The following is a 23,077-nucleotide window of genomic DNA, read 5'->3' on the forward strand; positions in this document are numbered from 1 at the left end:
TCATGTTAAAGTTAAATTGTGATTTAGGTGAATTAACCGAGACCGAAAATAATGACGCGTTAATCATGCCCATGATTGACCAAGCTAATATAGCCTGCGGTGGCCATGCTGGAGATCAACAAAGTATGATCAATACGGTAAAACTGGCCAAAAAAAATCATGTAATGATTGGCGCTCACCCGAGCTACCCTGATAAAGCTAACTTTGGTCGTTTGTCTATGGTCATTGAAGCATCCGAATTACAAACAAGTTTATTAGAGCAAATCAATACCCTAAGTGAGATATGTAACCTGCAGCAAAGTCAATTAAGTTATGTAAAACCACATGGTGCTTTATATAATGATATGATGAAAGAGTTATCTATTTTTGAAACCGTCTGCAAAACCCTCTCACAATTAGAAGTAAAACTCCCCTTAATGATCCAAGCTTTACCCGATACGGGACAATATCAAACAATTGCCAATCAATATGGCATAACAATGTTATTCGAAGCGTTTGCCGATAGAGCATACCAAAGCAATGGCTTATTAGTGCCTCGCTCACAAACTGGCGCAGTATTGCATCAATCAGACAAAGTAATTGCTCAAATATCACAATTGATCAAACATCAACAATTAACCAGTATTGACGGCAATAAACTTACTTTACATGTCGATAGTTTATGCGTTCATGGTGACAATGATGCGGCACTTGCATTGATTCGTGCCCTAAGAAAGTTGCTCAATGAACAAGGTTAATATTGATCCGAGTAGTGAAAATAGTGTGTTGATCACTTGGCCGGAAAAAATTTGTCCAATTCAACATAAGCAGATCTTAAAAACGTTAGCGCAAATAAATGGCGAATTAAACAGCGCTAGCACCCCTTTCATTACGGAATCGATTGTTAGCTACAACTCAATCATGCTTTATTACTGCTTTAATAAAATCAGTTTTCATCAACTAAAAAAGCGCATTTATGATTGTATCGAGCTCGTATTAAATACCGACATAGCGCGGCAAGAAGCGTCAGTGACTATCGAAATACCGGTTTATTATGGTGAAGAAGCTGGTTGGGATTTATCCAACGTCGCGAAACAGTGCCAGCTTTCCACAAATGAAGTAATTAAATTGCACAGTCAGCAAATATACCGTTCATACGCGCTGGGGTTCACGCCAGGTTTTTGCTATTTAGGCACATTAAATAAACAACTCGTTTTACCCAGAAAAGCAACACCTAGATTAACAGTCCCGAAAGGTGCCGTAGCAATTGCCGAACAACAAACAGCCGTTTATCCTAATTCAAGTCCCGGAGGCTGGCATATTATTGGTCAAACACCTGTCGAACTTTATCAACAAAACCAAGAGACTTTTACTCCTTTAATTAACGTTGGCCAGCAAATTAAGTTTATTGAAATTGATAAAACAACCTACCTTGAGTTAGCAGGACAACCTCCTTTTATAGAGAAGAAGCATTGATGCCATCTTTAACTATCAGTCGATTAACAGGCTACGCCACCTTTCAAGATTTAGGGAGAAATACAGCCCAACACCTTGGCTTTAGTGGCAGTGGTGCAGCAGATGAATATAGTTATTTATTAGCGAATCAGCTTATTGGTAATGCAGGCATTGAGCAAACATCGACAAATAAAAATAACACTCCTGCCGCTATTGAAGTGACATTAGGCCAGTTGTCACTAGTGGCCAATGCAAGTTGTCAATTAGTGATTACCGGAGCAGATTGTCAAGCGCAGGTAAGACTAAAACATGGCGAGCAGCTCGCTATTAACAATAATCAGGTGTTTACTTTATCGCAAGGTGATGAATTACATTTAGGCTCTCCGAAAACACAAGTTTATAGCTACCTCGCCGTTAAAGGAGGCTTTTTAGCCAAAAATTGGCTTAATAGTGCTTCGCAAACTGTAAATGAGAATGCCTTGGGCTTTACTGAAGCAAAATTAACAGCCGGTAGCGAACTATCATTTCGGGCTGATGAAACTCCCTTGGCAGAAAAATTCACACAAAAAAATCACCTTAATCATAATTTTCATCGTTCAGAACAACTTATTTTGCGTTTTTTACCAAGTCAACTTTGGCAACATTTAAAGATGAGTGTTAAACAACAATTTCTTGCACAAGATTATTTCATTACCCCCCAAAGTAATCGTATGGGTTATCGTTTAACTGGTGATGCGCTTACGTTAGATAAGGCTAAAAACACGCTGTCTAAACCTACCAATTTTGGCACAATACAATTACCACCTGATGGCCAACCAATAGTCTTAATGAAAGAACGACAAACCATTGGTGGCTATCCAACCTTAGGCACAGTGATACAAACCGATTTATTTCGATTAAGTCAAAAACGACCGGGTGAACAAATCAAATTTATTCCTGCCACTTTAGCGCAAGCACAAGCTCAATTACTTGCTTTTAGCTTAAAATTTCAAGTGCCAAAATAACGTGAATTTAAAATTCACTCATATGAATAAATTACAGTATTCATCGTAAAATAAAATAAAACGTGAATTGTTGATAATCAACGATTAGAATAGCCGCGTTTTCCACAGCATTCTTCGATAGGTTCATTTGTGTTATTAATGATCGACAATTATGATTCGTTCACATTTAATTTAGTGCATTATTTTCGAGCGCTCGGACAACAGGTTGAAGTTCACCGTAATGATAAAATTACCCTTGAAGAAATTGAAAAATTATCGCCTAAATTAATCGTCATATCTCCAGGTCCTGGGGACCCAGATCAGGCTGGCATTTCATTGCAAATCATTCAAAAATTTGCCGGTGTCATTCCTATTTTAGGGGTGTGTTTAGGTCATCAGTGTATTGCTCAACATTTTGGCGCTAAGATAAAAAAAGCTCGAAAAGTTATGCATGGTAAAATCAGCCAAATCGTTCATAATGGGCGAGGTTTATTTACAGGGTTAGATAACCCTTTAACCGTAACACGTTATCATTCTTTAATAGTCGATCATCAAGATTTTCCAAATGAGTTAACCATTACTGCTTGGACTGAAACTAAAAATAAAGAAATGGACGAAATTATGGCGATAGAGCACCAAACACTTGCCATTGCGAGTGTTCAGTTTCATCCCGAGTCCGTATTAACCGAGCAAGGTAGTCAGCTATTGAAAAATTTTATTCAACGTTGTTCTGATGTAATATCAAGATAATTAATGAAAAATTTAATTTTGCCGATACTTTCTATGACTATAAATTTAATTAACCACCTTTAAGAACCAATGCATATATTTGACGATAACGATAATGTTTCACCAATTTACCACCGAGCAATTAGCTTAACATTAGGCAAAGAGTTTGCTGAGCATAAAGGTAACCCGACTTCCCTTATCGCAAAACAAAACAGTGAACAGGAGAATCGTCGTCGCAAATTATTGGATGTTGAAGAACAGGCAAACGAAGCTCGTATTATTGAAGAACATGGAAAGTCTCATTTTAAAACGCAAATGATGGCGAAATTTTATGGGCAAGTAACCGCTAAAGTAAATAATGAATTTGATAATAAAGAAAATCTCTACGCCAATATTCTTCATATCGAAGATGCAGCTCCTGACATTATGGAGATATTATCGGTTAGAGCGGCTTCGATAAAACGTATTTCTCCTTTAGTAAAGTCACTTCCTTGGTTAGCCGATGAGTTAATAGCTTTAGTCAACAAGCCACAATATCGCAAACGTGCCGATGTACAAGTAAGCGACCCGAATTTGGCTTTAACTTATGTGGGCCTTGAGAATTTAAAACTGGTGATGCCAACTTTTATGTTAAAACATTGGCTTCCAACCAGTACCGCGCCTTTTGCTTTAATGAAAAGAAAGTTATGGAATGATGCTTTATCTGTCGCATTAGCTTCGCAAAAATTGGCTGAGGAATATGATATTGACCCCTTTACGGCATTTTCTGCTGGTATGTTAAGTAACATAGGTTTATTAGCGGTTACCCGTTGCTTTTTACAAACCTATAACGAGTTATATAAACAAGAACTTAAAGCAGCCTATGATGCTCGTGATAAACGTTTACATGATGTGTTAGTTGATTTTGAAGTATCACCTGAGTTACTACTGGAACAATTAATTAGTCGGAACAGCAAAATCGCCGCAGATTTAGTCGAACTCATGCGTTTCGATCGTTTAGCTATTACCGAACCTTTATTTGATATAGCTTATACCGCAGACTTTGACAAAATGTCGCCCGTTGCACAAGTCGTCGTTAAAGCTAAAGCCTATGTTGCGTTTAGAAGTTTAGCGAAAGAAGGGTTAATAGAAAACGAAGAGTCTAAGATCCTACTTAATGCTGCTAATGTCACATCCAAAGAAGTTACTTTGCTAAAGAAAGCGGATATTGATCACATTAAACTCAGCTTTAAGTAAATATTAAGCCGATATTTACAATTTTTTTTTGAGTATTTATGAATTTAATAAATATTGCTTTTATTGTTCAAGCAAGCTGTTTTCCTACGTGATTGATTAAATTAATCGCAATTCCTGATAAATTATAGTTATGCACTATAATTGAATAAAACCCTCCAACCCCTTATTTTACAAGGGCTTTAAGCGAATCCAAGCAAGACAAGTCTAATTTTATCTGTCATAATGCGCTGCAATTAATCAACTATAATGATATTGCTTTCTTCATGGTTCACCATGAAGTCAACATTACCATTAAAAATACAGATAAACGGCCAACAACTATAGAAAATCCCGTTTGAAATTACCCGAGATAACATTCTCAATATTAGGAGTAAACAATGAGCAACCAAAATACTGTAAACCGTGAACTATTTGATGAAGTAATGGTACCAAACTATTCACCGTCGGCAGTGATTCCTGTACGCGGATTAGGTTCACGTGTTTGGGATCAGGAAGGTCGTGAATATATTGATTTTGCTGGTGGTATTGCAGTTAACTGTTTAGGCCATTGTCATCCGGCTTTAGTTGGTGCCTTAAAAGAACAAGCGGACAAAATTTGGCATTTATCAAACGTAATGACCAACGAACCAGCACTACGTTTAGCAAAAAACATTACAGATAACACTTTTGCCGATAAAGTGTATTTTGCTAACTCAGGCGCTGAATCGAACGAAGCCGCTTTAAAGCTTGCTCGTCGCTGGGCACTTGATGTTCATGGAGCAGATAAAACCCAAATCATCGCTTTTAAACAAGGTTTTCACGGTCGTACATTCTTTACCGTTACTGTTGGTGGTCAAGCGGCTTATTCAGATGGTTTTGGTCCTAAACCTGGTGATGTATATCATGCAGAATACAATAATTTAGAAAGTGTTAAAGCGCTTATTTCAGATAAAACTTGTGCTGTAGTCATGGAACCACTACAAGGCGAAGGTGGTATTGTTTCTCCTACTGATGAGTTTGTAAAAGGTGTACGTGAACTATGTAATGAACACAATGCCTTATTGGTATTTGATGAAGTACAAACAGGTGTTGGCCGTACCGGCGATTTATATGCCTATATGGGATTAGGTGTAACTCCGGATATTTTAACCACTGCTAAAGCGTTAGGCGGCGGTTTCCCTATCGGTGCAATGATCACAACGACTGAAATAGCTAAACACTTAAAAATTGGTACTCATGGCAGCACATACGGTGGTAACCCATTAGCATGTGCGGTTTCAGAAGCGGCATTTAATACCGTTAACGATCCACAAGTCTTAAATGGCGTAAAAGCAAAAGCAAAACTTTACGTGGATGGCTTAAATGCAATTAACGAGAAGCACAATATTTTTAGCGAAATTCGTGGTAAAGGTTTATTAGTTGGCGCGGTATTAAATGAAAAATATCAAGGTCGAGCGAAAGACTTTTTAAATGCCGCTATGTCTGAAGGATTAATGACATTAGTTGCTGGTGCAAGCATTGTTCGCTTTGCTCCATCTCTAGTGATCCCAAATGAAGACATCACTGAAGGTTTAGCTCGATTTGAGAAAGCCGTTGCAAACATTGTTAACGCTTAGTTTTCAATAAGTAGTATTCCTGTAACGCTCAAGACACATAATGCTTGAGCGTCATTTATCATCATTGAGATTTATTTATGGTTATTATACGCCCTATTCAGCTTAGCGATTACGATGCTTTACACCGTATTGCAATAGAATCAGGACACGGTTTTACATCACTACCGGTCAATGAAGAATTATTAACACAACGCATAAATCGTGCTGAAGAATCTTTCAATAAAGACGTAAAAGCCCCCGGAAACGAAGGGTATTTGTTCGTCATGGAAGATACTGAAACCGGAGAAGTTGTCGGCACTAGTGGTATTGAAGCTGCGGTAGGGTTAGATGATGCATTTTACCATTATCACTTAGGTAAAGTTGTGCATAGCTCGCGCGAGTTAAATATCTACAACACCGTCGAAACGCTATCGTTATGTAATGACTATACCGGTGCCTCTGAAATTTGCACTTTATATTTATCTCAGAGCCATCGTAAGAATAATAATGGTCGATTCTTATCTCGAATGCGATTTTTATTTATTGCTGAACATTTAGAGCGTTTTTCACAAACGGTGATTGCAGAAATGCGTGGTGTATCGGACGATAACGGTCGTTCACCTTTTTGGAATTGGCTTGAAGAACATTTTTTCTCCATGGATTTTCCAACGGCAGATTACTTAACCGGCATAGGAAAAAAAGTGTTTATCGCAGAGCTCATGCCTAAACACCCTATTTACGTCAACTTACTTAGTAAAGACGCGCAACAAGTGATCAATAAAGTGCATGAAAAAACAGTGCCTGCATTACGGTTATTAGAGGCGGAAGGTTTTTGTCGTCGTGGCTACGTAGATATATTTGACGGTGGCCCAACGGTTGAAGCACAAGTAAATTCTATCAAGTCAGTAAATGAAAGTCATAAATGTCAGGTACTTATTGGCGAAGTTACCTCTGATGATAATTACATTATTTGTAACACGAATGTTGCTAATTTTAGGGCAGTTCAAGCACCTTTATTATTGAGAGAAACAGCAAACCAAGCAGTAATAAGCTTAGCAACAGCAAATGCGCTTAATGTCACCGAAGGTGATTGGATACGCTTAATACAAAATTAAATAATTAACTCTTTTATTTATCAATATAAACATAGATTTATACAAATATTTGAGAGTGATGAGGAAAAGAATATGACGCACCCAATACAATTTATTAATAACGAATGGCTCAATGGCCAAGGCGATGATGTTTCATCAGTAAACCCAGCAAAAAATGAGGTTATTTGGCAAGGAAAAAGCGCGACGGCGGAACAAGTTGATGCCGCCATAAAAAGCGCTCGTAGCGCATTCGAAACCTGGTCACAAACTACCGTTGAAAACAGAATTGCATTAACTGAAAAATTTGCTGAGTTATTAGCTGAAAACAAGGAAAGTTTAGCTAAAACCATTGCGTTAGAAACCGGTAAACCTTTATGGGAAACCCGCACTGAAGTGGGTGCGATGGTAGGTAAGATTGCCATTTCAATTAAAGCATATAATGAAAGAACTGGGACAGTTGAAAACCCTATGCCAGGCGCAAAAGCTTTTATTCGTCATAAACCGCATGGTGTAGTGGCTGTTTTTGGTCCTTACAATTTTCCGGGTCACTTACCTAATGGCCATATCGTGCCTGCGTTAATTGCAGGTAATACGATTGTATTTAAGCCAAGCGAATTAACGCCTTTAGTTGCAGAAGAAACGTTAAAGCTGTGGCAAAAAGCAGGTTTACCCGCTGGTGTTATTAATATGGTGCAAGGTGAAGTAACTACAGGTAAAGCACTTGCCAATCATCAACAAATTGACGGCCTATTTTTTACTGGTAGTTCAACCACAGGTAAATTTTTGCACGAACAATTTGGTGGCCAGCCAGGTAAAATTCTTGCGCTAGAAATGGGCGGCAACAATCCATTAATAGTAAAAGGTGTTGCTGATATTGATACGGTTGTGCACGACATTATTCAATCGGCGTTTATTACCACCGGTCAACGTTGCACTTGCGCACGTCGTTTATTCATCGAAAAAGGTGCTCAAGGCGACGCGATCTTAGCGAAACTTGTTGCTTCAACTCAGGCCATTAAAATTGGTTACTATGACGATGAAGAACAACCATTTATTGGTTCGATGATTTCAGAAAAAGCAGCATTAGGTTTAGTTCATGCTCAAAATCAGTTAGTAGAACTTGGTGGTAAAGCACTATTGTCACTTGAACATAAAGAAGCAGGCACAGGTTTTGTTTCTCCAGGTATTATCGATGTCACCAATATTACTGATATGCCTGATGAAGAGCACTTTGGCCCCTTATTAAAAGTGTATCGTTACAGTGATTTTGACCGAGCCATCGATGAAGGTAACAATACTTCATTTGGTTTATCGGCTGGCTTATTAGCCGATAATGAAGCTGATTATCAGCATTTCTTTAAACGCATCAGAGCTGGTATTGTTAACTGGAACAAACCAATTACAGGTGCTAGCAGTGCAGCACCGTTTGGTGGTATTGGCGATAGCGGTAACCATAGAGCTAGCGCTTATTACGCTGCAGATTATTGTGCATACCCTGTAGCTTCCGTTGAAGCTGACAAAATGGTTATGCCTGCCACGTTATCACCCGGTTTAACCATCAAATAATATGTATAGCGTGCAAACACTAGAAGTAGCTGGCGTTAAACCCAGCTTCTTTAAAAATATAGATCAAATATAACCATTGCCTGCAATGGTTAGTCCTCGTTGTTTCTCATTCAGTAAATAGCTCACACTCATCATTGCTTGGTAAAAATTATATTCAAAATTTTTTATTATTTCGTCGTAGGAACAATCAATGAAAACTCAAGTAATCGAACTTTTTAATAATATTTGGCAAAACTATCTTGAAGTGACGCCATCCGCTGAAAAAATCCATCAAATACTTGGCACTGGTAGCGACTTGATCAATGATCATGTTGCTTATCGTACCTTTAATATTGAAAAAGTTGGCATTGCAAAGCTATCTCAGCATTTAATCGCATTAGGTTATAAAGAATGTGGTGAATACCATTTCGAAGCGAAAAAACTTTACGCAAAGCATTTTGAACATAGCGATAAAACATTACCTAAAGTATTTATCAGCGAATTATTAGTAGAAGAATTTTCTCCAAGCGTTCAAAAAATTATCCATAACTTAGTCGATTCTCTTGATGAGTCGGTGATAGCAGATCCGAGTTTCTTATATTCAGGTAAGCAATGGCCATTAAGTTTTGTTGACTATCAAACTTTGCTTGCCGAAAGTGAATATGCTGCATGGCTTGCTGCTTGGGGTTATCGTGCCAACCACTTTACGGTTAGCATTAATCATTTAGCCAATTATGAACACCTTGAAGATATCAACATTACGTTAAAAGCAGCAGGTTTCACCTTAAACAGTACTGGCGGTGAAATAAAGGGGAATAGTGAAGTTAAGCTAGAGCAATCTTCAACAATTGCTGATAAAGCCGTCGTTGAGTTTTCAGATGAAACAGTTGCTATACCTTCATGCTTTTATGAATTTGCCAAGCGATATCCTGCACAAAATGGCGAGCTATATACAGGGTTTGTTGCGGCTTCTGCTGATAAAATCTTTGAAAGCACCAATGCTGCTGCTTAATTTGACTGCTCAAAGATAGATAGACTTCCCGTTAACGGTAAAAACAATATTTACGGTTAACGGGCTATTGTCAAACTTAAGTATTTACCAAGTAAAGCATGTCTCTCACTCGCTAATCTTTCACAGTGAGCATAACTCACTATTCTTTTATGGTGTTTTTAGCTAAATCCGTAATCGAAACATCATGAGAGGCTCTGTCTAAAACTTTCAGCATATTTTGTGCATTTTTACCATGTTGTTCAACAAACGCTAAAATATTTTCACCATTACAATTGATATGCTGAGCGATAAATTGCATAGACTTACCTGACGCTTTTATCTGATTAACCATTGCCGCCCTATTACCAGATGCGGCGACCATACAAAGTTCTGTCGCAATCGAATTATCGCCTGCAGATAAATCAGTCGCATGAGTTGTCATCGATAAACCTGCGGTTATCATCGTAGCTAAAACCATTTTTTTAATATTCATAATTACTCTCCTAAAATTAAACCTGAAAACGCTATTAATATCTTCTGTTTCTATTATTAATAGTGGCGGTAATTCTTGGGAAAGTTGTATTTAAGAACGCGATGAATGTAATAAAAAATGTCAATATTTGACGGCACCTTTACGTCACGACAGGTAATAATTTCCGTTAATTAATTGTATTTATAACTAAATTTTTCATTAACTATACAAGTAACTTAACAACATAATTATTTACACTCGCACATCGCAGGAAACACTTTTATCAAATTTTTTCATCGTTATATTGCGGATAAGCCTTGTTTAACTTTCCGCTCTAGGAGGGTACCTACTGTAATCTATTGAAAGTTCTACTTGCTCTATTTCAGGGGCGTTTTGCAATGATTGATAAAAACGATACAAATCTTCAGAATCATCCGGTGTTAACTGAAAGGTATTTTCTGCGATTTCAGTGATTGAACTTATTTTGTATGCTGCCGTTAATTGGTTGATATCAAATGTTGATGTGACAACTACTATGTTTCCTTTGACTATTCCTACCTGCTGAATTGATGGACTATAAACTTTTGTGCCTTTTGCGAGCACGGCGCTATGCACTATTAATTTTTCACCATTGATCAATAAAGATTTTTTTTGGTTTTTATCGACTAGCTTTTTATCAATGCTAAGGTTTTTACTCTTCAAACTCACTTTATCTCTGGCTACGTTTTCACCACTCGATTTTTCTTCTGGTGTACTAAGCGTCTGTGCTTCTTTTATTGATTCTTTACTAGTTTCCTTACTATCCTCAGCTTGATTATTACACGCAACTAGCAGGTAAAGTGAAGCAGCTAATAAAGCCGTTAATTTTATATTCATACTTTTCTCCAAAAAATAAAAAGGCTGGTTAAATTAACCAGCCTTGATAAAGATTAGCAATTATTTATTTACGACGACGTAACATTGCTAATGGAAGTAACAATAAGCTTAACCAACCAGTTGAACCACCACCTGTGTTACCCGTTACAGGACCAGGATCAACAACTGTAGTGTCTTTAACATTTACAGTTACCGTTTCACTAACACTGTCAGTTCCATCATTAATAGTCGCAGTAAACTCTAATGATTGGTCACCTGTAACTTCAGGAGCCGTAAATGACATATCCGCCATATCAGCACCTGTCATAGTTACTTCGATACCACCGGTTTGTGTCCAGCTATAAGTTAATGCATCACCATTAGGATCGCTACCTTCAACAGATAAGTTAACTGCACCGCCTTCATTTACCGCAATAGTATCGCTGATACTGACTAAATTAGGAGCACGGTTATCACAAGCATAAGTATCACCTGCAACCACAGAAGAGAAAATACTATTTTGTGTATTTGTGAAGGTCATATCATCGATATACCAACCCGCAGCAAAACCAGAAAAGCTTTCAGGAACAAAAGCACCATCTGTTGATTGACGGAATCTAAACTGCACTTGGTTACCATTTAATGTTTCACCAAAGCTAAGTGTTTCCCAACCATAGTTAATACCTGAGAAAACATCACGATCAGCTAATGCTGAAGTTGTGTAATCTAATAAGGTATTGGTATAACCATCACCTAAAAATTCACCGCCCATCTCAGTAACATCTACCCAGTCACCACCGTTTACACTAACTTCAACAGCAGCACCGTCCCAATCAGCTTCTAGGTTGTATAGATGCCACCATTGAATGGTAAATTCACCGTCAAAGCCAACATTAATAGTACGTGTTTGATAAGCAACATCAGATTCAAATGTATGTGCAGATGAGGCAATCATGCCATCAGTTTTTCCTGCATCCCACCAGTCTACACCAAAGGTTCCTTTCGCTAAGTCACCACCAACCATTACTACTTCCGTGAAGTCATGTAATGTGGCTAATGTATTTAATGAGTTAACTTGAGTTGAATTAGTGAATTCATTTTCTTCAAAATCGATGTTTACAATCATTCCCAAACCGTAATCATTGGCTTGAGCTCCATCTTCAAGATCAGGGAAAGTCACTTTCAATTCTAAATCATCGCCAGTACCAGCATCATTTAAAGTAAACTCAATTGGTGCACTTGTTGATGATTCAAACATTGCAACATCGCCAAAGGTAACTACGCCGTCATTAGCAAACGTCACATCATGACCGCTCACAACTTCGATAACACCTGTAACACCTGTTAGGGCTTTACTACCTGTATTACGCACGGTAAATGAAGCAGTGCCAGTTTCACCTTTATCTAAAATACCATCTAATGAACAGTAACCTGTCATCATACCTTCATAGTCAAGGTCTAGTGTATGAGAAGTAACGTTGAATACAGCTAAATCGGTTTCAAATGACTCAACGACACCGCTATTATCAGTTGATGAACGATCTGGAGAAATAGCTCCAACACCCATACCACGTTTGGCAAATGCTGCTAGAATTAATTTGTAATCTTCTACGTCATTTGCATAGGCTGCAGCCAAGATTGCATCACGCGCTTCAGTATAAGTCGGCGCCATTGGCGTCATCTTGTACCCTGCGACCAAGTAATCCTTCATGATATTTTTAGCTTCAACAAAAGTATGACTTTCCGCATTAGCTAAAGCAACAAAAGCATCCCAAAGAGTCGCAGCCCATACTTCACCTGCAGCATGTGGAGACGCTACATTTGTGCCTGGTAAACCAACATCAGCACCCATGCCAGATTCAATGTGTCTAAATGACAATGGATTGATTTCCATGTTTGTCGAATAAGGAGCACGGCGAATACCTGAAGTAAATGGTGCAACATAAGAAGTCGATGAATATGCGCCATCGTAATTCTCATTGCCTAATACCGCTGTATCTTTTTCTTCAGATAATAATAGTAACGCGTGGAAATCACCCCACCCTTCACCCATCGCACGGCCTTGGAAATTACTTAAACCTGAACTGTTACCTACTAAACGGTTACTAATATAGTGGCCCCATTCGTGTGCAACAATACCGTTATCCCAAGTACTTGCTTTAAATGTACGTGTTAGGTCATTTTTAAACATTGTCAGAGAAACAGTTTCATTAGCATCAAGTAACTCATAAAAAGCAGCACCTTCACTAAAGTTAATGCCCATACTTGGAATGGTCACTGTATCGTCAGCGCCACCCATAGGTGCCGGCGTGCCATCATCATTGTTGTTAGCAATTAATACGGCAATAGCACCTGCGTCTTGCGCATGTTTAACTTTAACCGTGAAATTACATGCACCGCGGTCGATAATTGCAATTTTACCCGCAACATCAGCACCATTTACGGTTTCTTCACAACCATCTCTTATTGGATCTGTTCCATCTTCAATACGAACAAGGTCGCCAGAAACTTCAAAGACATCAGGGCCAAAGCTTGAAAATTGCAGTACATCTAACATTAACTCAGGATGTGAAGAAACAGTAATGCCAAAATCAACGCCATTAACTGCTTGCGTAGTTTCCCATAAATACATTTGCATGCGTGGTGAGCTACCATCAGCAGGCGTACTCATATTGGCATTATCAAAACCTGAGTTATCTTGAACTTCAGCTCTTAACGCATCACCTTCTTCACCGCCACGACCATAGTTATCATTTTGCGCATTACCAGAAGCTTCATCGAAACCATGATCATAATAATCATTATGCAAGTAGTTGTTTAAATAGAATAAATTTACAATCGCTGCTTTTCTATTATCTAACGAATATTCAGCTTGCTCTTCATCGTAGCTGTAATCGAAAGTAAAATCACTTGTGGTTTCAGCGGTATAGTCACCATTGGTTAAACCATCAGGTGCTATTGCATCAACATAAGCTGAAACGTTATTACCTTGTGTTGTTGTTGCATCATCGGCTAACCAAGCATCACCTGTACTAATAGGACCAGTGCTTAAACTTACCATTGGTGCCATTAAGTACTCTGCACTTAAATAAGCATTGTATTCAGCGCCTTCAGCTTGTGGAATGTTATTGCCGTGAGGGCTATCCCAAGGTCTACCTGAATCATCTGCATAAACACGATAATTAAATTTCTCTGCATGACTGGTTAAGTTTTTCTTAAATAATATTTCGCCAGTTTTTGCAGAAACAATATAACTAAAATAGTCGGCGTCAACAGTATCTATATTGCCAGTTTTCAGTTCTACATAATGTGCAGGAATTAAACTACCTTTGTGTTCAAAAAATACTTTTTTTGCTCTAGGTGAACCAATTAGTTGCTTTCCGTTTGATAAATTAGCAGCAGAAAATTTATCATAACGCCCTTCAGAACCTTGCTTCACTAGCTCGACAGATTTTGTATCGCCACCCATTTCAGCAAAAGCGGCACTGACTGCATTAGATGAATCACCAAATGCACTTGGTAAGTCTTTAATAATTGAAGAAATACGCTGACTTGAACTATTTGCTAAGTACCCTGAAGAAGCAACTAAATTAAATTGCGGATCCATCATGATATTGAATTCACGATTAAAGACTTCAATACCTGCTACTTCTTGCTTGTACTTCGCAATTTTAGCCCCACGACCAATGTCATGTTGATTAGCAAGAACCGTTTGCACTACTGCATTTTTTACTGATGATTGGCCTGCTAATTTATTAAGATAAAAGTCTGCTGCCACTGCTAATTGTTGTTCTGCAGCAATGGCGCCTAAATCAGGTTTAGTTTGGTTTACATTTGCCCATTGAAAAGTTGTTTTACCTAATTGCGCGTCATATTGGTTTTGCATGCCACTGATCGTAGCAACATTTGAATGCTTAGCTTGTTTTTGAGTCAATACATTATCAAAAGATTTATAAGTTGGTGCATTGAGAGTATCAGCAGCAATTGCATTCAGTGCTACAGAACTAATAGCTGCACTAACAAAAGTAGCAACTACCGATTTATTAAAATTCATATAAGTCCCTATTATCATTTTTAGATTTGAATTAAATTTATTATTAGACGAAATATTGCTCAATATATTTTGAGCATTACTTAAATATACACATTTCAATAAAGAAAAGACAAGGGTAATCGGATAATAATTTTACACAGCATTAACAACTGTCACGATTTGTTAACGGTGTATATTATTTAAGTATGATTGACTTAATTTAACAAATAAATAGTAATAAAAAAGGCATGTTATTTAGCCATGCCTTCAGATAAAAAATAATCAAAAAATCAGGTGCACTAAAACCTTTAAAAATGCACTACAGCACCTACAAAAGCGCCTTTAAATTCAAGATCTGAATATAAATTACTTAAATCTTCGAGGGCTAACTTAACGGAGCGGTAGCCTAAAGTAATATTTACATCTACCGCTAGGTTGTCGACTAATTCATAACTTAAGCCAGCTTGATAATCATAAAGCGTATGATCATCAATCGATAAGAAATTTCCTTCGGCAAATACATTTAATCCTGTAAAAGGTAAACCTACTATCGTTGAAGCGTAAAGCATCGGAACAATTTCATCTGTTGATAATCGACCAGTGACTGTTGAATAATCAGGAGTTTCACCTTCTGCTGCAGTATTTGCAGTTGCTGAAACGGTAACGTCTCCATTAAAGTCGCGACCCGTTAATCCTATATCAAATGAAAAAAGTCCATTATCAAAAAGTTCATAATACAAAGTGTAATCTACATAGCTGACATTAAAACCGGCATCAGCAACCGTGCCTTCAGCAAAAGTATTATTATCAAAGGTTATTTCTCTATCTAATGTGGTGACCCCTTGAGTTTCTAAAGATGTTTTCGCTATTTTGGCGTTGGGAATGAAAGGAATTGGGTGTTCAACAGCGATAAAATAACTGCCTTGCTGTTCATCTGATAAATTAAAATTCACTTGGTTATTACTTTCACCAAATATGCCTGTAGCTTGGTTATCCCAAACTTGACCACCTATATACAAACCAGCGAGAGTATCGGCTTGTGTTGTACTGCTCAATAAAGTTAATACACTGGCGGTTAATAAAGCTTTTTTCATTATTTTTACCCTTGACTCAATAAGTCATTTAAATCGATTAATGCGGCATTTGCGCGTGAAATATAATTAGCCATCACTAAAGAATGATTCGCAAGTACGCCAAAACCACTTCCATTCAAGACCATAGGGCTCCAAATAGCTTCTTGGCTAGCTTCAAGCTCTCTAATAATTTGCTGTACACTAACTTTGGCATTTTTCTTGGCTAATACGTCATTGAAATCTATTTCGATAGCGCGTAAAAAGTGTAACAACGCCCAACAGGCTCCACGAGCTTCATAAAACTCATTATCTATTTTCCACCAACTTGTTTTAAGTTGTAAGTTGTTAGACGAATACGTTGATTGTTGGGCTACATTATCACCGGCTAAATCAACATTTAACTGCTCTCGACCAACACTTGCACTTAACCTTTGCGAATAACTGCCTAAACGCTTAGTAACTTCTTGTAACCAATCTCTTAAGTTATCCGCCCGCGCATAAAATTGTGCAGATTGACTGTTCACATCAGTTAATGCATTACGATAATCGTATAACGCATTAATCGCTTTTTGATACTCACTCTCAGCACTTGGCATTGCCCAACTAGTATGATCGATATTGAATTGCGGTTGAGCAATTTTTAAATGTGTATTTTCAAGTGATTGTGATTGTGAACGGCTAAACTCTTGACGCATTACCAGCGCCATATCGCGTACCATTTCTAGAACACCAAACTCCCAAGATGGAATATTATCGAGAAACACTGAAGGTGGTAACGCATCATTTGCTAAATAACCACCAGGTTTGTTTAATAAGGTCTCACTAACTAAAATTAGTGCGGTTGTGGTTGTATAACCGACAACAGGTGTGACATTTTCCGCTGTCGCAGCTTTAGTGACTTCACTGTGAATATCAAATTCATCAGGCTCAAATCCCCAATAAACACCTAACAAATACAGCGCTAAGAAAATACCGAGAACTACAGAACTAACAGACTTCATGGTAAAAATTGACTTCATAATATGCTCCTAATGATGGTGATGATGAGCGGATTCTTTTTGCTTTTTACGTTTAATACTTTGTACCGGCAATAAAATGTTTACTGTTTTTTTATCAGAAAATTGCAACGTTAATTCAACATTTGCATCCACTTTTAATGGCTCTGCTAAATTAAAAATCATTAAATGGTAACCAGAAGGCTGCAACACAACACTGTCATTCGCAGCTATGGTTAACGATTCACGCTGTTGCATTCGCATCATTTCATCATTCATAACATGTTCATGAATTTCAATGCGATCACTTACTTTACTGGTTGCACCAATTAATACTATATCTTGCTTAGATGTATTTTTTATTTCCATATAGGCAGAGGAGACAGTAGTGCCAGGGATAGTTGCTCGAATATAACCATGCTCAACAACAACTGTTTCAGCAAATGCTTGAATATTTACGATTAATCCTGCTAATAAAGCAAGCAAGGGCACACTTTGTTTAATTTGATCAGTTAATTTTTTCATTAGGTGCTATACATCCCTATTTATCCATATTATTGTTACCTTGGTATTGTAACTAAGCTAATAACAAATGGATAACTTAATTCTCTCAGAAATAGAAAATAATGTTTTAACAATCACTCTAAATCGTTTTGATAAAAAAAATGCTTTAAATACAGTGATGTATCAAACATTATGTGAAACCTTTAATCACGCGCAAACAAATGCCTCGATACATTGTGTGTTAATTCAAGGCAACGAACACTGCTTTTGTGCTGGTAATGACCTTGCCGACTTTCTTCAACATGCCGACAGCCAAGAAGAGTTAGCAGCCTTTGCTTTTGTTAAAACGCTGGCTAGTTTTACCAAGCCAATTGTGGCTGCGGTTGCCGGTCCAGCTGTTGGTATTGGTACAACCATGTTATTACATTGCGATATGGTATTTTCAACAGCAGACGCAAAATTTAAATTACCGTTTTCACAATTGGGTTTATGCCCAGAAGCCGCATCGAGTGTTTTATTACCACTTCGCATTGGCCACAATAAAGCCTTTGAATTATTAGTTTTAGGTGATTTGTTTACTGGTCAGCAAGCATATAATTACGGCATTGTTAATGCTATTTGCCTAGCTGATGAACTTTTATTAACAGCTAAGAAATCCGCTAAGTACATTGCTAGCTTACCCGCAGATGCAACACAAACAAGCAGGGCATTAATGAAACAGGCAACACAAAGCCAAGTTTTATCTGCTATTGAAAAAGAAGGCGCTGAATTTGCTAGGTTAGTGAAAACAGATACTTGTAAAAAAATTCTTGCGTCATTTTTCAATTAACTGTTTTCTACAAATAAGCCTTCATTCATTAACGTTTAAAAATAGAAGCAATCTATTGAAGCTTCTATTTTTAATTTTCTAGCTCGTTAATTTTTTCAGTTGTTTTTTCAATTTTTTAACCTTGCTTTTCAACTCATCATCTTCACTTGTGTTGATCCTAGACAATGAATCTTTTGCTTTCGAAAAGTTTTTGTTATGAAGATAAAGCTGCGTTAATCGGTATTCTATCCAAGGTTTATATTCTTTATCTGACAAAGGCAATGCTTGCGATAGTGCGCTAATACCTAACTCAATTTCCTCACCAGACTCCGCAGAAGTTTTACCTTGTTGATAAAGTGCTCGACTCTTAACTTTATTATTTGGCGCATACTTTATCGCCAACTTTAAATCTTCACGTGCCTTATCCCAGGCTTTATCCTTCATAAATGAAGTGGCTCGAGTAAAATATAATGATGCGCTTTCAGGAAACTCCTCTAGCCCTTGTTGTAACGTTTGCATAGCTAGAGTTGCTTTTTCCGTTTGCCAATAAACATTAGCCAATTTTTCTATACCACGCTCAGCATCAATGTTTTTTAACTGTTTCGCATACATTAGTGCTTTACCTTTATCTCCACCAGCAATACTCGGCGCCGCCAAATGAAAGCCGATTAGCGTATCAAGTGCACCAGTATGCTCAGGTTGCAAAGCAATTGTTTTTTCCATTGCCTCAAGGAAATCTTCTGCATAACCAAGTTTTGAAAAAATACTCGCTTTTTGCGCCATAATCACAGCACTTAACCCTAAGTAATAATTCACTTCTACATTTTCAGTTTGGTCATCACGTAACGCTTCAAAATGCTCAAATGCCTCTTCGCTGTCACCTTTATCTAACAAGATACGACCAGCCAACACTTGCCCTTGTAAACTTACCTTTTCATCCTTTGAAAGCTGTGTAAATACTTGTTCGGCCGTCACAACATCTCCGTCTTCTAAAGCGTCATTAACAACGGATAAATTGGCATAACTGGCAAAACTTAATGTTACCGCAAAACTAAAGGCTATTATTTTTCTAATCATTTTACTTCCTGTATTTATTATTATTTAAGGTGATGCTTTACTGATATTGCACTGATTTTTTATCTCTAGCAATTAACCATATTACCCCAGCAATCAAGAAAATTGGCCAGAATACGCCTATCATTAACATTGCAAAACCACCGACAATTAACATGGCGATAAAGATTAATGAGCCAAAAACACTTAACACAATAGCTAAGGCAATTAATACTAATATCATTACCACTATTGCTGAGATACTGATAGCCTTTAAAGGTTCAATTAACTCATCTCCCATATAGACATCAATATCCAACATTTCGATAAAACTAGTACCTAAAACATAGGTTAAAAATAGGGTCGCGAATATTGCTAAAATTAACGATTTAAAAAATGACATACTCGCTCCTTAATGAACATAGTAAAGTAATGATAAATTTATTTAATGTTACTTACGTGTTGGCAACAGCATAGCTGCAACGATATAGGCAACACCAGTCACAACCGGAAACGAAAATAACGCGACAATGGCTGCAATTCTTACTCCTAATCGCGGTAATTCATAATGCTTAGCTATACCACCACACACACCTGATACTTTTTTATGGATTACATCTTTTGTTAACGTTTTATGTACTGAATAATGACGTTCATAACTCATGATCAACTTCCTCATCTTTTGTGGTAAACCATGCCGTTGCATGCTTATAAATTGAGATAACTCCAGCAGTGATAAACATAATAATTGCTGGAGCTATACACATGGCGATAACAACAAACCAAGTAAAGGTTGCCATGTTAAACCTCCATGGTTATTAGCCATTTACAACTTGTTTCTTCATTTCAGCAAGTTCTTTATCAATGGCTTCATCAGCTTCTAGTGCATTAATTTGGCTAGTTAAATCTTGATTACTTGTCATGTCATATGCTTCAACTTGCGCTTCAACTTCATCAATTTTTTGTTGATAACGTTCAAACTTATTGATCGCATCTTCTATGTTATAAACCGCGGCTTTTTCTCTTACTTTTAAGCGAACTTGTGCCGATTGTTGACGTAGTAGATAAGCGTCTTGACGACGTTTCGCTTCAGCGAGTTTATTTTGTAAATTTTGGCCATCGTTTTGTACTGATGCTAAAAATTCTTCTAACTCGGTCAACTCTGACATTAATGCATCTAACTGCGTTTGACATTTATGTTTCTCAACTAAAGCTGATTTAGCAAGATCTTCACGTTCTTTAGCAAGCGCTGTTTGGGCCTTGTCTTGCCAATTCGCAATATTTTTTTCAATACTTTTGATTTGACGTGATAACGTTTTCTTTTCAGCAATATGTTTTGCTGCAGTAGATCGAACTTCTACTAGTGTTTCTTCCATTTCCTGAATGATCAATTTGATCATTTTTTCAGGATCTTCTGCCTTATCTAACATACTATTTAAATTAGCATTTATGATATCTGTAAAACGTGAAAACATACCCATAATAAAACCCCTACTCTTCTTCTGTTGTGGTGTTAACGATACTTGATGTATTAGTTAACTGATTTTTGCTTACTAATTGTTTATTCGTAATTTGTCCTGTTGAAATATCACGATTAATGATTGGTAAAGCGTTTAAAACTATATTATTTAATTCAACGTTAATGGTGTGTTGTAACTGCTCAGTTAAACGCTCACTTACTTGCTGACTTTGTTTAACAATGACATGCTTTAATGAATCTTCAATACGGCTATTATTTGCAGATGCACTGGCAGTTGTTCCTATTCCTAGAACGATTGTTACAATGACAAATACGCGGTTAATGGTTTTCATCAAATTCTCCTTTTATGCTCAGTTCAGTTGAAAACAATTTAAATTTTACGACTACAATGTCTATATCAACCTTTGTGCCAATAGATACAATCACTTAAATTACAGTGACTTATATTAAAAACTAACAATCTGAGCAACGTAAGACATAATATGTCACGCTAATATTTAGTTTAATAAACCTATTGATTGGTTAAATTAACCACTTGATAAAATTAACTGATAAGTTGACTGATAAATTGATTATCAAAGCTAAAAAATTCATTTTGAAATAGCCAATATCTCGATAGGATTACAAAAAGAAACATTGAAAGCTTGATGATTTATTAAATAGGAATGGAACGGTAAGAAGTTAAACTTTCGAGCAGAAGTGCTAATAAAAGAAGTAACCGTAACAGTATTCATCAAATAGGTAGATGATTATTTAGCTTTAATACTTTAGTGGATGGTTTAAAAGCGTTACGTTGATAAAGAAACCCGTGTTATTTTTTAAACGAGCTTCCTTCAAACATGCTGACAAGCATAGAACAAGCTAATATTGTGATAGCCGGTAACATCATTAAAGTAGATACAGTTATTAAGTTAATCATTAGCACTTCCCTTTCATAGTTAATAATAAAGACGCACTAAGTAGTACAAAGGTTGTGCCAAGGAATAAAAAAAATAGTAACTACCTGAAAAGTATATGAATTTAATTTTTACAAAATAAAAACGTTTAAAATATTTCCACATGCTAATGCGTAAATTGGTGTATTACACCATTATGTAGTGAAATTTTTATGATATTGCTAAATAAGGGACTGACAACATTCCCGAAATCGGGAAAGAATATCCCGAAATCAAGACAATTGATGAAAAATAATTAAAAAGATCCACCACCTACTTTTGCAAAAGCCTCTTTTAATATTTGGCTATTTGCGCCTTCTCTTCCTGAGTTTTCACTTAAAAAACGACGAAATTGTTTCGCGCCGGGTAAACCATTACACATCCCCAACATATGACGAACCACATGCCAAGAACGACCACCTGTGGCAACATATTCATCAATGTATTCACACATTTCATCGATAATTTCTTGGCGAGTTTTAATGGCGGTATTATCTCCCCATATTTGCTGATCAGCTTCGGTTAACATATATGGGTTTTGATAAATTTCGCGACCTATCATGACACCATCAATGTGTTGTAAATGTTCACGACTTTCTTCATACGTTTTTATGCCGCCATTAATTGAAATTTCTAATTCAGGAAAATCCTGTTTAATTTGATAAACACGTCCGTAATCTAAAGGAGGTACTTCTCTATTTTGTTTTGGACTTAAACCACTTAACCATGCTTTACGCGCATGAATGATAAAGTGCTCACAACCGGCGGGTTTTACGGTATCAATAAATTGATGTAAAAATTCGTAACTATCTTGATCGTCAACTCCAATACGAGATTTAACGGTAATAGGAATATTAACTGCATTTTTCATACTACTCACACAGTCAGCGACTAAACTGGGATCAGCCATTAAACATGCGCCAAACATCCCATTTTGTACACGATCAGACGGGCAACCAACATTAATGTTAATTTCATCATACCCTTTCTGCTCGGCGAGTTTAGCGCACTCCGTCATCGCATTTACATCACTGCCACCAAGCTGTAATACAACGGGATGCTCAGGCTCATTAAACGCTAAATAGTCCCACTTACCAAAAAGTATTGCTCCGGTAGTAACCATTTCGGTATATAACACCGTACGTTTAGACATAACGCGATAAAAATAGCGACAATGACGGTCAGTCCAATCAAGCATCGGGGCAACAGAGAGTTTATGTGAAATCATATAATTAAAATAAATATATTTAAAACTGGTTCAGACGTTAGTTAGCACAACTGAA

At 37.1% G+C, this 23,077-nt stretch carries 23 protein-coding genes; 10 read left to right on the forward strand and 13 right to left on the reverse strand.

Features of this window, described 5'->3' with window-relative positions; all coding sequences use genetic code 11:
* The first annotated feature begins 2 nt into the window (after nucleotides 1-2).
* The 9 genes from RM573_RS15100 (at nucleotide 3) to RM573_RS15140 (ending at nucleotide 9,607) form a co-directional block, all read left to right on the forward strand.
* Nucleotides 3-737, forward strand: coding sequence for a 5-oxoprolinase subunit PxpA (locus RM573_RS15100; RefSeq protein ID WP_311583890.1), 735 nt, complete (start codon nucleotides 3-5; stop codon nucleotides 735-737).
* Nucleotides 724-1,455, forward strand: a complete 732-nt coding sequence (gene pxpB / locus RM573_RS15105; RefSeq protein WP_311583893.1) for a 5-oxoprolinase subunit PxpB — start codon at nucleotides 724-726, stop codon at nucleotides 1,453-1,455. The genes RM573_RS15100 and pxpB overlap by 14 nt, the downstream gene beginning before the upstream one ends.
* Nucleotides 1,455-2,438: a 5-oxoprolinase subunit C family protein gene (locus RM573_RS15110; protein WP_311583894.1), complete on the forward strand. Its 984-nt coding sequence runs from the start codon at nucleotides 1,455-1,457 to the stop codon at nucleotides 2,436-2,438. Before pxpB ends, RM573_RS15110 begins: the two co-directional genes overlap by 1 nt.
* A 129-nt stretch (nucleotides 2,439-2,567) precedes the next feature.
* Entirely contained in the window at nucleotides 2,568-3,167 is a 600-nt protein-coding gene (locus tag RM573_RS15115; RefSeq protein ID WP_311583896.1) for an anthranilate synthase component II, read from the forward strand.
* Nucleotides 3,168-3,236: 69 nt separating this feature from the next.
* Nucleotides 3,237-4,382, forward strand: a complete 1,146-nt coding sequence (locus RM573_RS15120; protein WP_311583898.1) for an HDOD domain-containing protein — start codon at nucleotides 3,237-3,239, stop codon at nucleotides 4,380-4,382.
* A gap of 377 nt (nucleotides 4,383-4,759) precedes the next feature.
* A complete protein-coding gene (locus tag RM573_RS15125) occupies nucleotides 4,760-5,977 on the forward strand; it encodes an aspartate aminotransferase family protein (RefSeq protein ID WP_311583899.1) in 1,218 nt (405 codons plus the stop codon).
* Between the two features lie 77 nt (nucleotides 5,978-6,054).
* On the forward strand, nucleotides 6,055-7,071 hold the full coding sequence (gene astA, locus RM573_RS15130) for an arginine N-succinyltransferase (protein WP_311583900.1): 1,017 nt from the start codon (nucleotides 6,055-6,057) through the stop codon (nucleotides 7,069-7,071).
* 72 nt (nucleotides 7,072-7,143) lie between these two features.
* Nucleotides 7,144-8,616, forward strand: coding sequence for a succinylglutamate-semialdehyde dehydrogenase (astD, locus tag RM573_RS15135; protein WP_311583905.1), 1,473 nt, complete (start codon nucleotides 7,144-7,146; stop codon nucleotides 8,614-8,616).
* Between the two features lie 190 nt (nucleotides 8,617-8,806).
* Nucleotides 8,807-9,607, forward strand: a complete 801-nt coding sequence (locus tag RM573_RS15140; RefSeq protein WP_311583906.1) for a DUF1338 domain-containing protein — start codon at nucleotides 8,807-8,809, stop codon at nucleotides 9,605-9,607.
* 139 nt (nucleotides 9,608-9,746) lie between these two features.
* Here RM573_RS15140 and RM573_RS15145 read toward each other — a convergent pair whose 3' ends face one another.
* The 6 genes from RM573_RS15145 to RM573_RS15170 all read right to left on the reverse strand — a co-directional run bounded on the left by RM573_RS15145 (nucleotide 9,747) and on the right by RM573_RS15170 (nucleotide 17,539).
* Entirely contained in the window at nucleotides 9,747-10,079 is a 333-nt protein-coding gene (locus tag RM573_RS15145) for a DUF3718 domain-containing protein (protein WP_311583911.1), read from the reverse strand.
* 300 nt (nucleotides 10,080-10,379) lie between these two features.
* A complete protein-coding gene (locus RM573_RS15150; protein WP_311583912.1) occupies nucleotides 10,380-10,934 on the reverse strand; it encodes a hypothetical protein in 555 nt (184 codons plus the stop codon).
* A 64-nt stretch (nucleotides 10,935-10,998) separates the two neighbouring features.
* Nucleotides 10,999-14,967 carry a rhombosortase-dependent M36 family metallopeptidase gene (locus RM573_RS15155; RefSeq protein ID WP_311583913.1) on the reverse strand — a complete coding sequence of 1,323 codons (3,969 nt, stop codon included), beginning with the start codon at nucleotides 14,965-14,967 and terminating at the stop codon, nucleotides 10,999-11,001.
* Between the two features lie 287 nt (nucleotides 14,968-15,254).
* Nucleotides 15,255-16,040: a TIGR04219 family outer membrane beta-barrel protein gene (locus RM573_RS15160; RefSeq protein ID WP_311583914.1), complete on the reverse strand. Its 786-nt coding sequence runs from the start codon at nucleotides 16,038-16,040 to the stop codon at nucleotides 15,255-15,257.
* Nucleotides 16,041-16,045: 5 nt separating this feature from the next.
* Entirely contained in the window at nucleotides 16,046-17,038 is a 993-nt protein-coding gene (locus RM573_RS15165; protein WP_311583915.1) for a DUF2333 family protein, read from the reverse strand.
* A gap of 9 nt (nucleotides 17,039-17,047) precedes the next feature.
* Nucleotides 17,048-17,539, reverse strand: coding sequence for a copper chaperone PCu(A)C (locus tag RM573_RS15170; protein WP_311583917.1), 492 nt, complete (start codon nucleotides 17,537-17,539; stop codon nucleotides 17,048-17,050).
* A 67-nt stretch (nucleotides 17,540-17,606) separates the two neighbouring features.
* Between RM573_RS15170 and RM573_RS15175 the strand changes: the two genes are divergently transcribed.
* On the forward strand, nucleotides 17,607-18,347 hold the full coding sequence (locus RM573_RS15175; protein ID WP_311583919.1) for an enoyl-CoA hydratase-related protein: 741 nt from the start codon (nucleotides 17,607-17,609) through the stop codon (nucleotides 18,345-18,347).
* Between the two features lie 78 nt (nucleotides 18,348-18,425).
* Here RM573_RS15175 and RM573_RS15180 read toward each other — a convergent pair whose 3' ends face one another.
* From RM573_RS15180 to dusA, 7 genes are all read right to left on the reverse strand, one after another.
* Nucleotides 18,426-19,403: a tetratricopeptide repeat protein gene (locus tag RM573_RS15180; protein ID WP_311583923.1), complete on the reverse strand. Its 978-nt coding sequence runs from the start codon at nucleotides 19,401-19,403 to the stop codon at nucleotides 18,426-18,428.
* 37 nt (nucleotides 19,404-19,440) lie between these two features.
* A complete protein-coding gene (locus tag RM573_RS15185) occupies nucleotides 19,441-19,782 on the reverse strand; it encodes a hypothetical protein (RefSeq protein WP_311583925.1) in 342 nt (113 codons plus the stop codon).
* A gap of 48 nt (nucleotides 19,783-19,830) precedes the next feature.
* Entirely contained in the window at nucleotides 19,831-20,043 is a 213-nt protein-coding gene (locus tag RM573_RS15190; protein ID WP_311583927.1) for a PspC domain-containing protein, read from the reverse strand.
* The gene (locus RM573_RS15195) at nucleotides 20,033-20,179 is read right to left on the reverse strand and encodes a hypothetical protein (RefSeq protein ID WP_311583929.1); all 147 of its coding nucleotides are present in this window, start codon (nucleotides 20,177-20,179) and stop codon (nucleotides 20,033-20,035) included. Before RM573_RS15195 ends, RM573_RS15190 begins: the two co-directional genes overlap by 11 nt.
* 18 nt (nucleotides 20,180-20,197) lie before the next feature.
* On the reverse strand, nucleotides 20,198-20,860 hold the full coding sequence (pspA, locus tag RM573_RS15200) for a phage shock protein PspA (protein WP_311583930.1): 663 nt from the start codon (nucleotides 20,858-20,860) through the stop codon (nucleotides 20,198-20,200).
* A gap of 10 nt (nucleotides 20,861-20,870) precedes the next feature.
* Complete coding sequence (locus tag RM573_RS15205; protein WP_311583932.1) at nucleotides 20,871-21,191, reverse strand: hypothetical protein; 321 nt, start codon at nucleotides 21,189-21,191, stop codon at nucleotides 20,871-20,873.
* 859 nt (nucleotides 21,192-22,050) lie between these two features.
* Nucleotides 22,051-23,022 (reverse strand): tRNA dihydrouridine(20/20a) synthase DusA, encoded by a 972-nt coding sequence (gene dusA, locus RM573_RS15210; protein ID WP_311583934.1) that lies wholly within the window; start codon nucleotides 23,020-23,022, stop codon nucleotides 22,051-22,053.
* Nucleotides 23,023-23,077: the final 55 nt, after the last annotated feature.

Origin of the sequence: Thalassotalea castellviae (genome assembly GCF_031846185.1) — a bacterium.
GTDB lineage: Bacteria > Pseudomonadota > Gammaproteobacteria > Enterobacterales > Alteromonadaceae > Thalassotalea_H > Thalassotalea_H castellviae.

What these genes read in the sequence shown, in the direction of transcription:
- RM573_RS15155 (WP_311583913.1), bottom strand. Translation starts at nt 14,967, where the DNA reads ATGAATTTTAATAAATCGGTAGTTGCTACTTTTGTTAGTGCAGCTATT.
- RM573_RS15175 (WP_311583919.1), top strand. Translation starts at nt 17,607, where the DNA reads ATGGATAACTTAATTCTCTCAGAAATAGAAAATAATGTTTTAACAATC.
- RM573_RS15150 (WP_311583912.1), bottom strand. Translation starts at nt 10,934, where the DNA reads ATGAATATAAAATTAACGGCTTTATTAGCTGCTTCACTTTACCTGCTA.
- pxpB (WP_311583893.1), top strand. Translation starts at nt 724, where the DNA reads ATGAACAAGGTTAATATTGATCCGAGTAGTGAAAATAGTGTGTTGATC.
- RM573_RS15205 (WP_311583932.1), bottom strand. Translation starts at nt 21,191, where the DNA reads ATGAAAACCATTAACCGCGTATTTGTCATTGTAACAATCGTTCTAGGA.
- RM573_RS15190 (WP_311583927.1), bottom strand. Translation starts at nt 20,043, where the DNA reads ATGAGTTATGAACGTCATTATTCAGTACATAAAACGTTAACAAAAGAT.
- RM573_RS15195 (WP_311583929.1), bottom strand. Translation starts at nt 20,179, where the DNA reads ATGGCAACCTTTACTTGGTTTGTTGTTATCGCCATGTGTATAGCTCCA.
- RM573_RS15100 (WP_311583890.1), top strand. Translation starts at nt 3, where the DNA reads ATGTTAAAGTTAAATTGTGATTTAGGTGAATTAACCGAGACCGAAAAT.
- RM573_RS15120 (WP_311583898.1), top strand. Translation starts at nt 3,237, where the DNA reads ATGCATATATTTGACGATAACGATAATGTTTCACCAATTTACCACCGA.
- RM573_RS15180 (WP_311583923.1), bottom strand. Translation starts at nt 19,403, where the DNA reads ATGATTAGAAAAATAATAGCCTTTAGTTTTGCGGTAACATTAAGTTTT.
- RM573_RS15140 (WP_311583906.1), top strand. Translation starts at nt 8,807, where the DNA reads ATGAAAACTCAAGTAATCGAACTTTTTAATAATATTTGGCAAAACTAT.
- dusA (WP_311583934.1), bottom strand. Translation starts at nt 23,022, where the DNA reads ATGATTTCACATAAACTCTCTGTTGCCCCGATGCTTGATTGGACTGAC.
- RM573_RS15110 (WP_311583894.1), top strand. Translation starts at nt 1,455, where the DNA reads ATGCCATCTTTAACTATCAGTCGATTAACAGGCTACGCCACCTTTCAA.
- RM573_RS15145 (WP_311583911.1), bottom strand. Translation starts at nt 10,079, where the DNA reads ATGAATATTAAAAAAATGGTTTTAGCTACGATGATAACCGCAGGTTTA.
- RM573_RS15170 (WP_311583917.1), bottom strand. Translation starts at nt 17,539, where the DNA reads ATGAAAAAATTAACTGATCAAATTAAACAAAGTGTGCCCTTGCTTGCT.
- astD (WP_311583905.1), top strand. Translation starts at nt 7,144, where the DNA reads ATGACGCACCCAATACAATTTATTAATAACGAATGGCTCAATGGCCAA.
- RM573_RS15125 (WP_311583899.1), top strand. Translation starts at nt 4,760, where the DNA reads ATGAGCAACCAAAATACTGTAAACCGTGAACTATTTGATGAAGTAATG.
- pspA (WP_311583930.1), bottom strand. Translation starts at nt 20,860, where the DNA reads ATGGGTATGTTTTCACGTTTTACAGATATCATAAATGCTAATTTAAAT.
- astA (WP_311583900.1), top strand. Translation starts at nt 6,055, where the DNA reads ATGGTTATTATACGCCCTATTCAGCTTAGCGATTACGATGCTTTACAC.
- RM573_RS15160 (WP_311583914.1), bottom strand. Translation starts at nt 16,040, where the DNA reads ATGAAAAAAGCTTTATTAACCGCCAGTGTATTAACTTTATTGAGCAGT.
- RM573_RS15185 (WP_311583925.1), bottom strand. Translation starts at nt 19,782, where the DNA reads ATGTCATTTTTTAAATCGTTAATTTTAGCAATATTCGCGACCCTATTT.
- RM573_RS15165 (WP_311583915.1), bottom strand. Translation starts at nt 17,038, where the DNA reads ATGAAGTCAATTTTTACCATGAAGTCTGTTAGTTCTGTAGTTCTCGGT.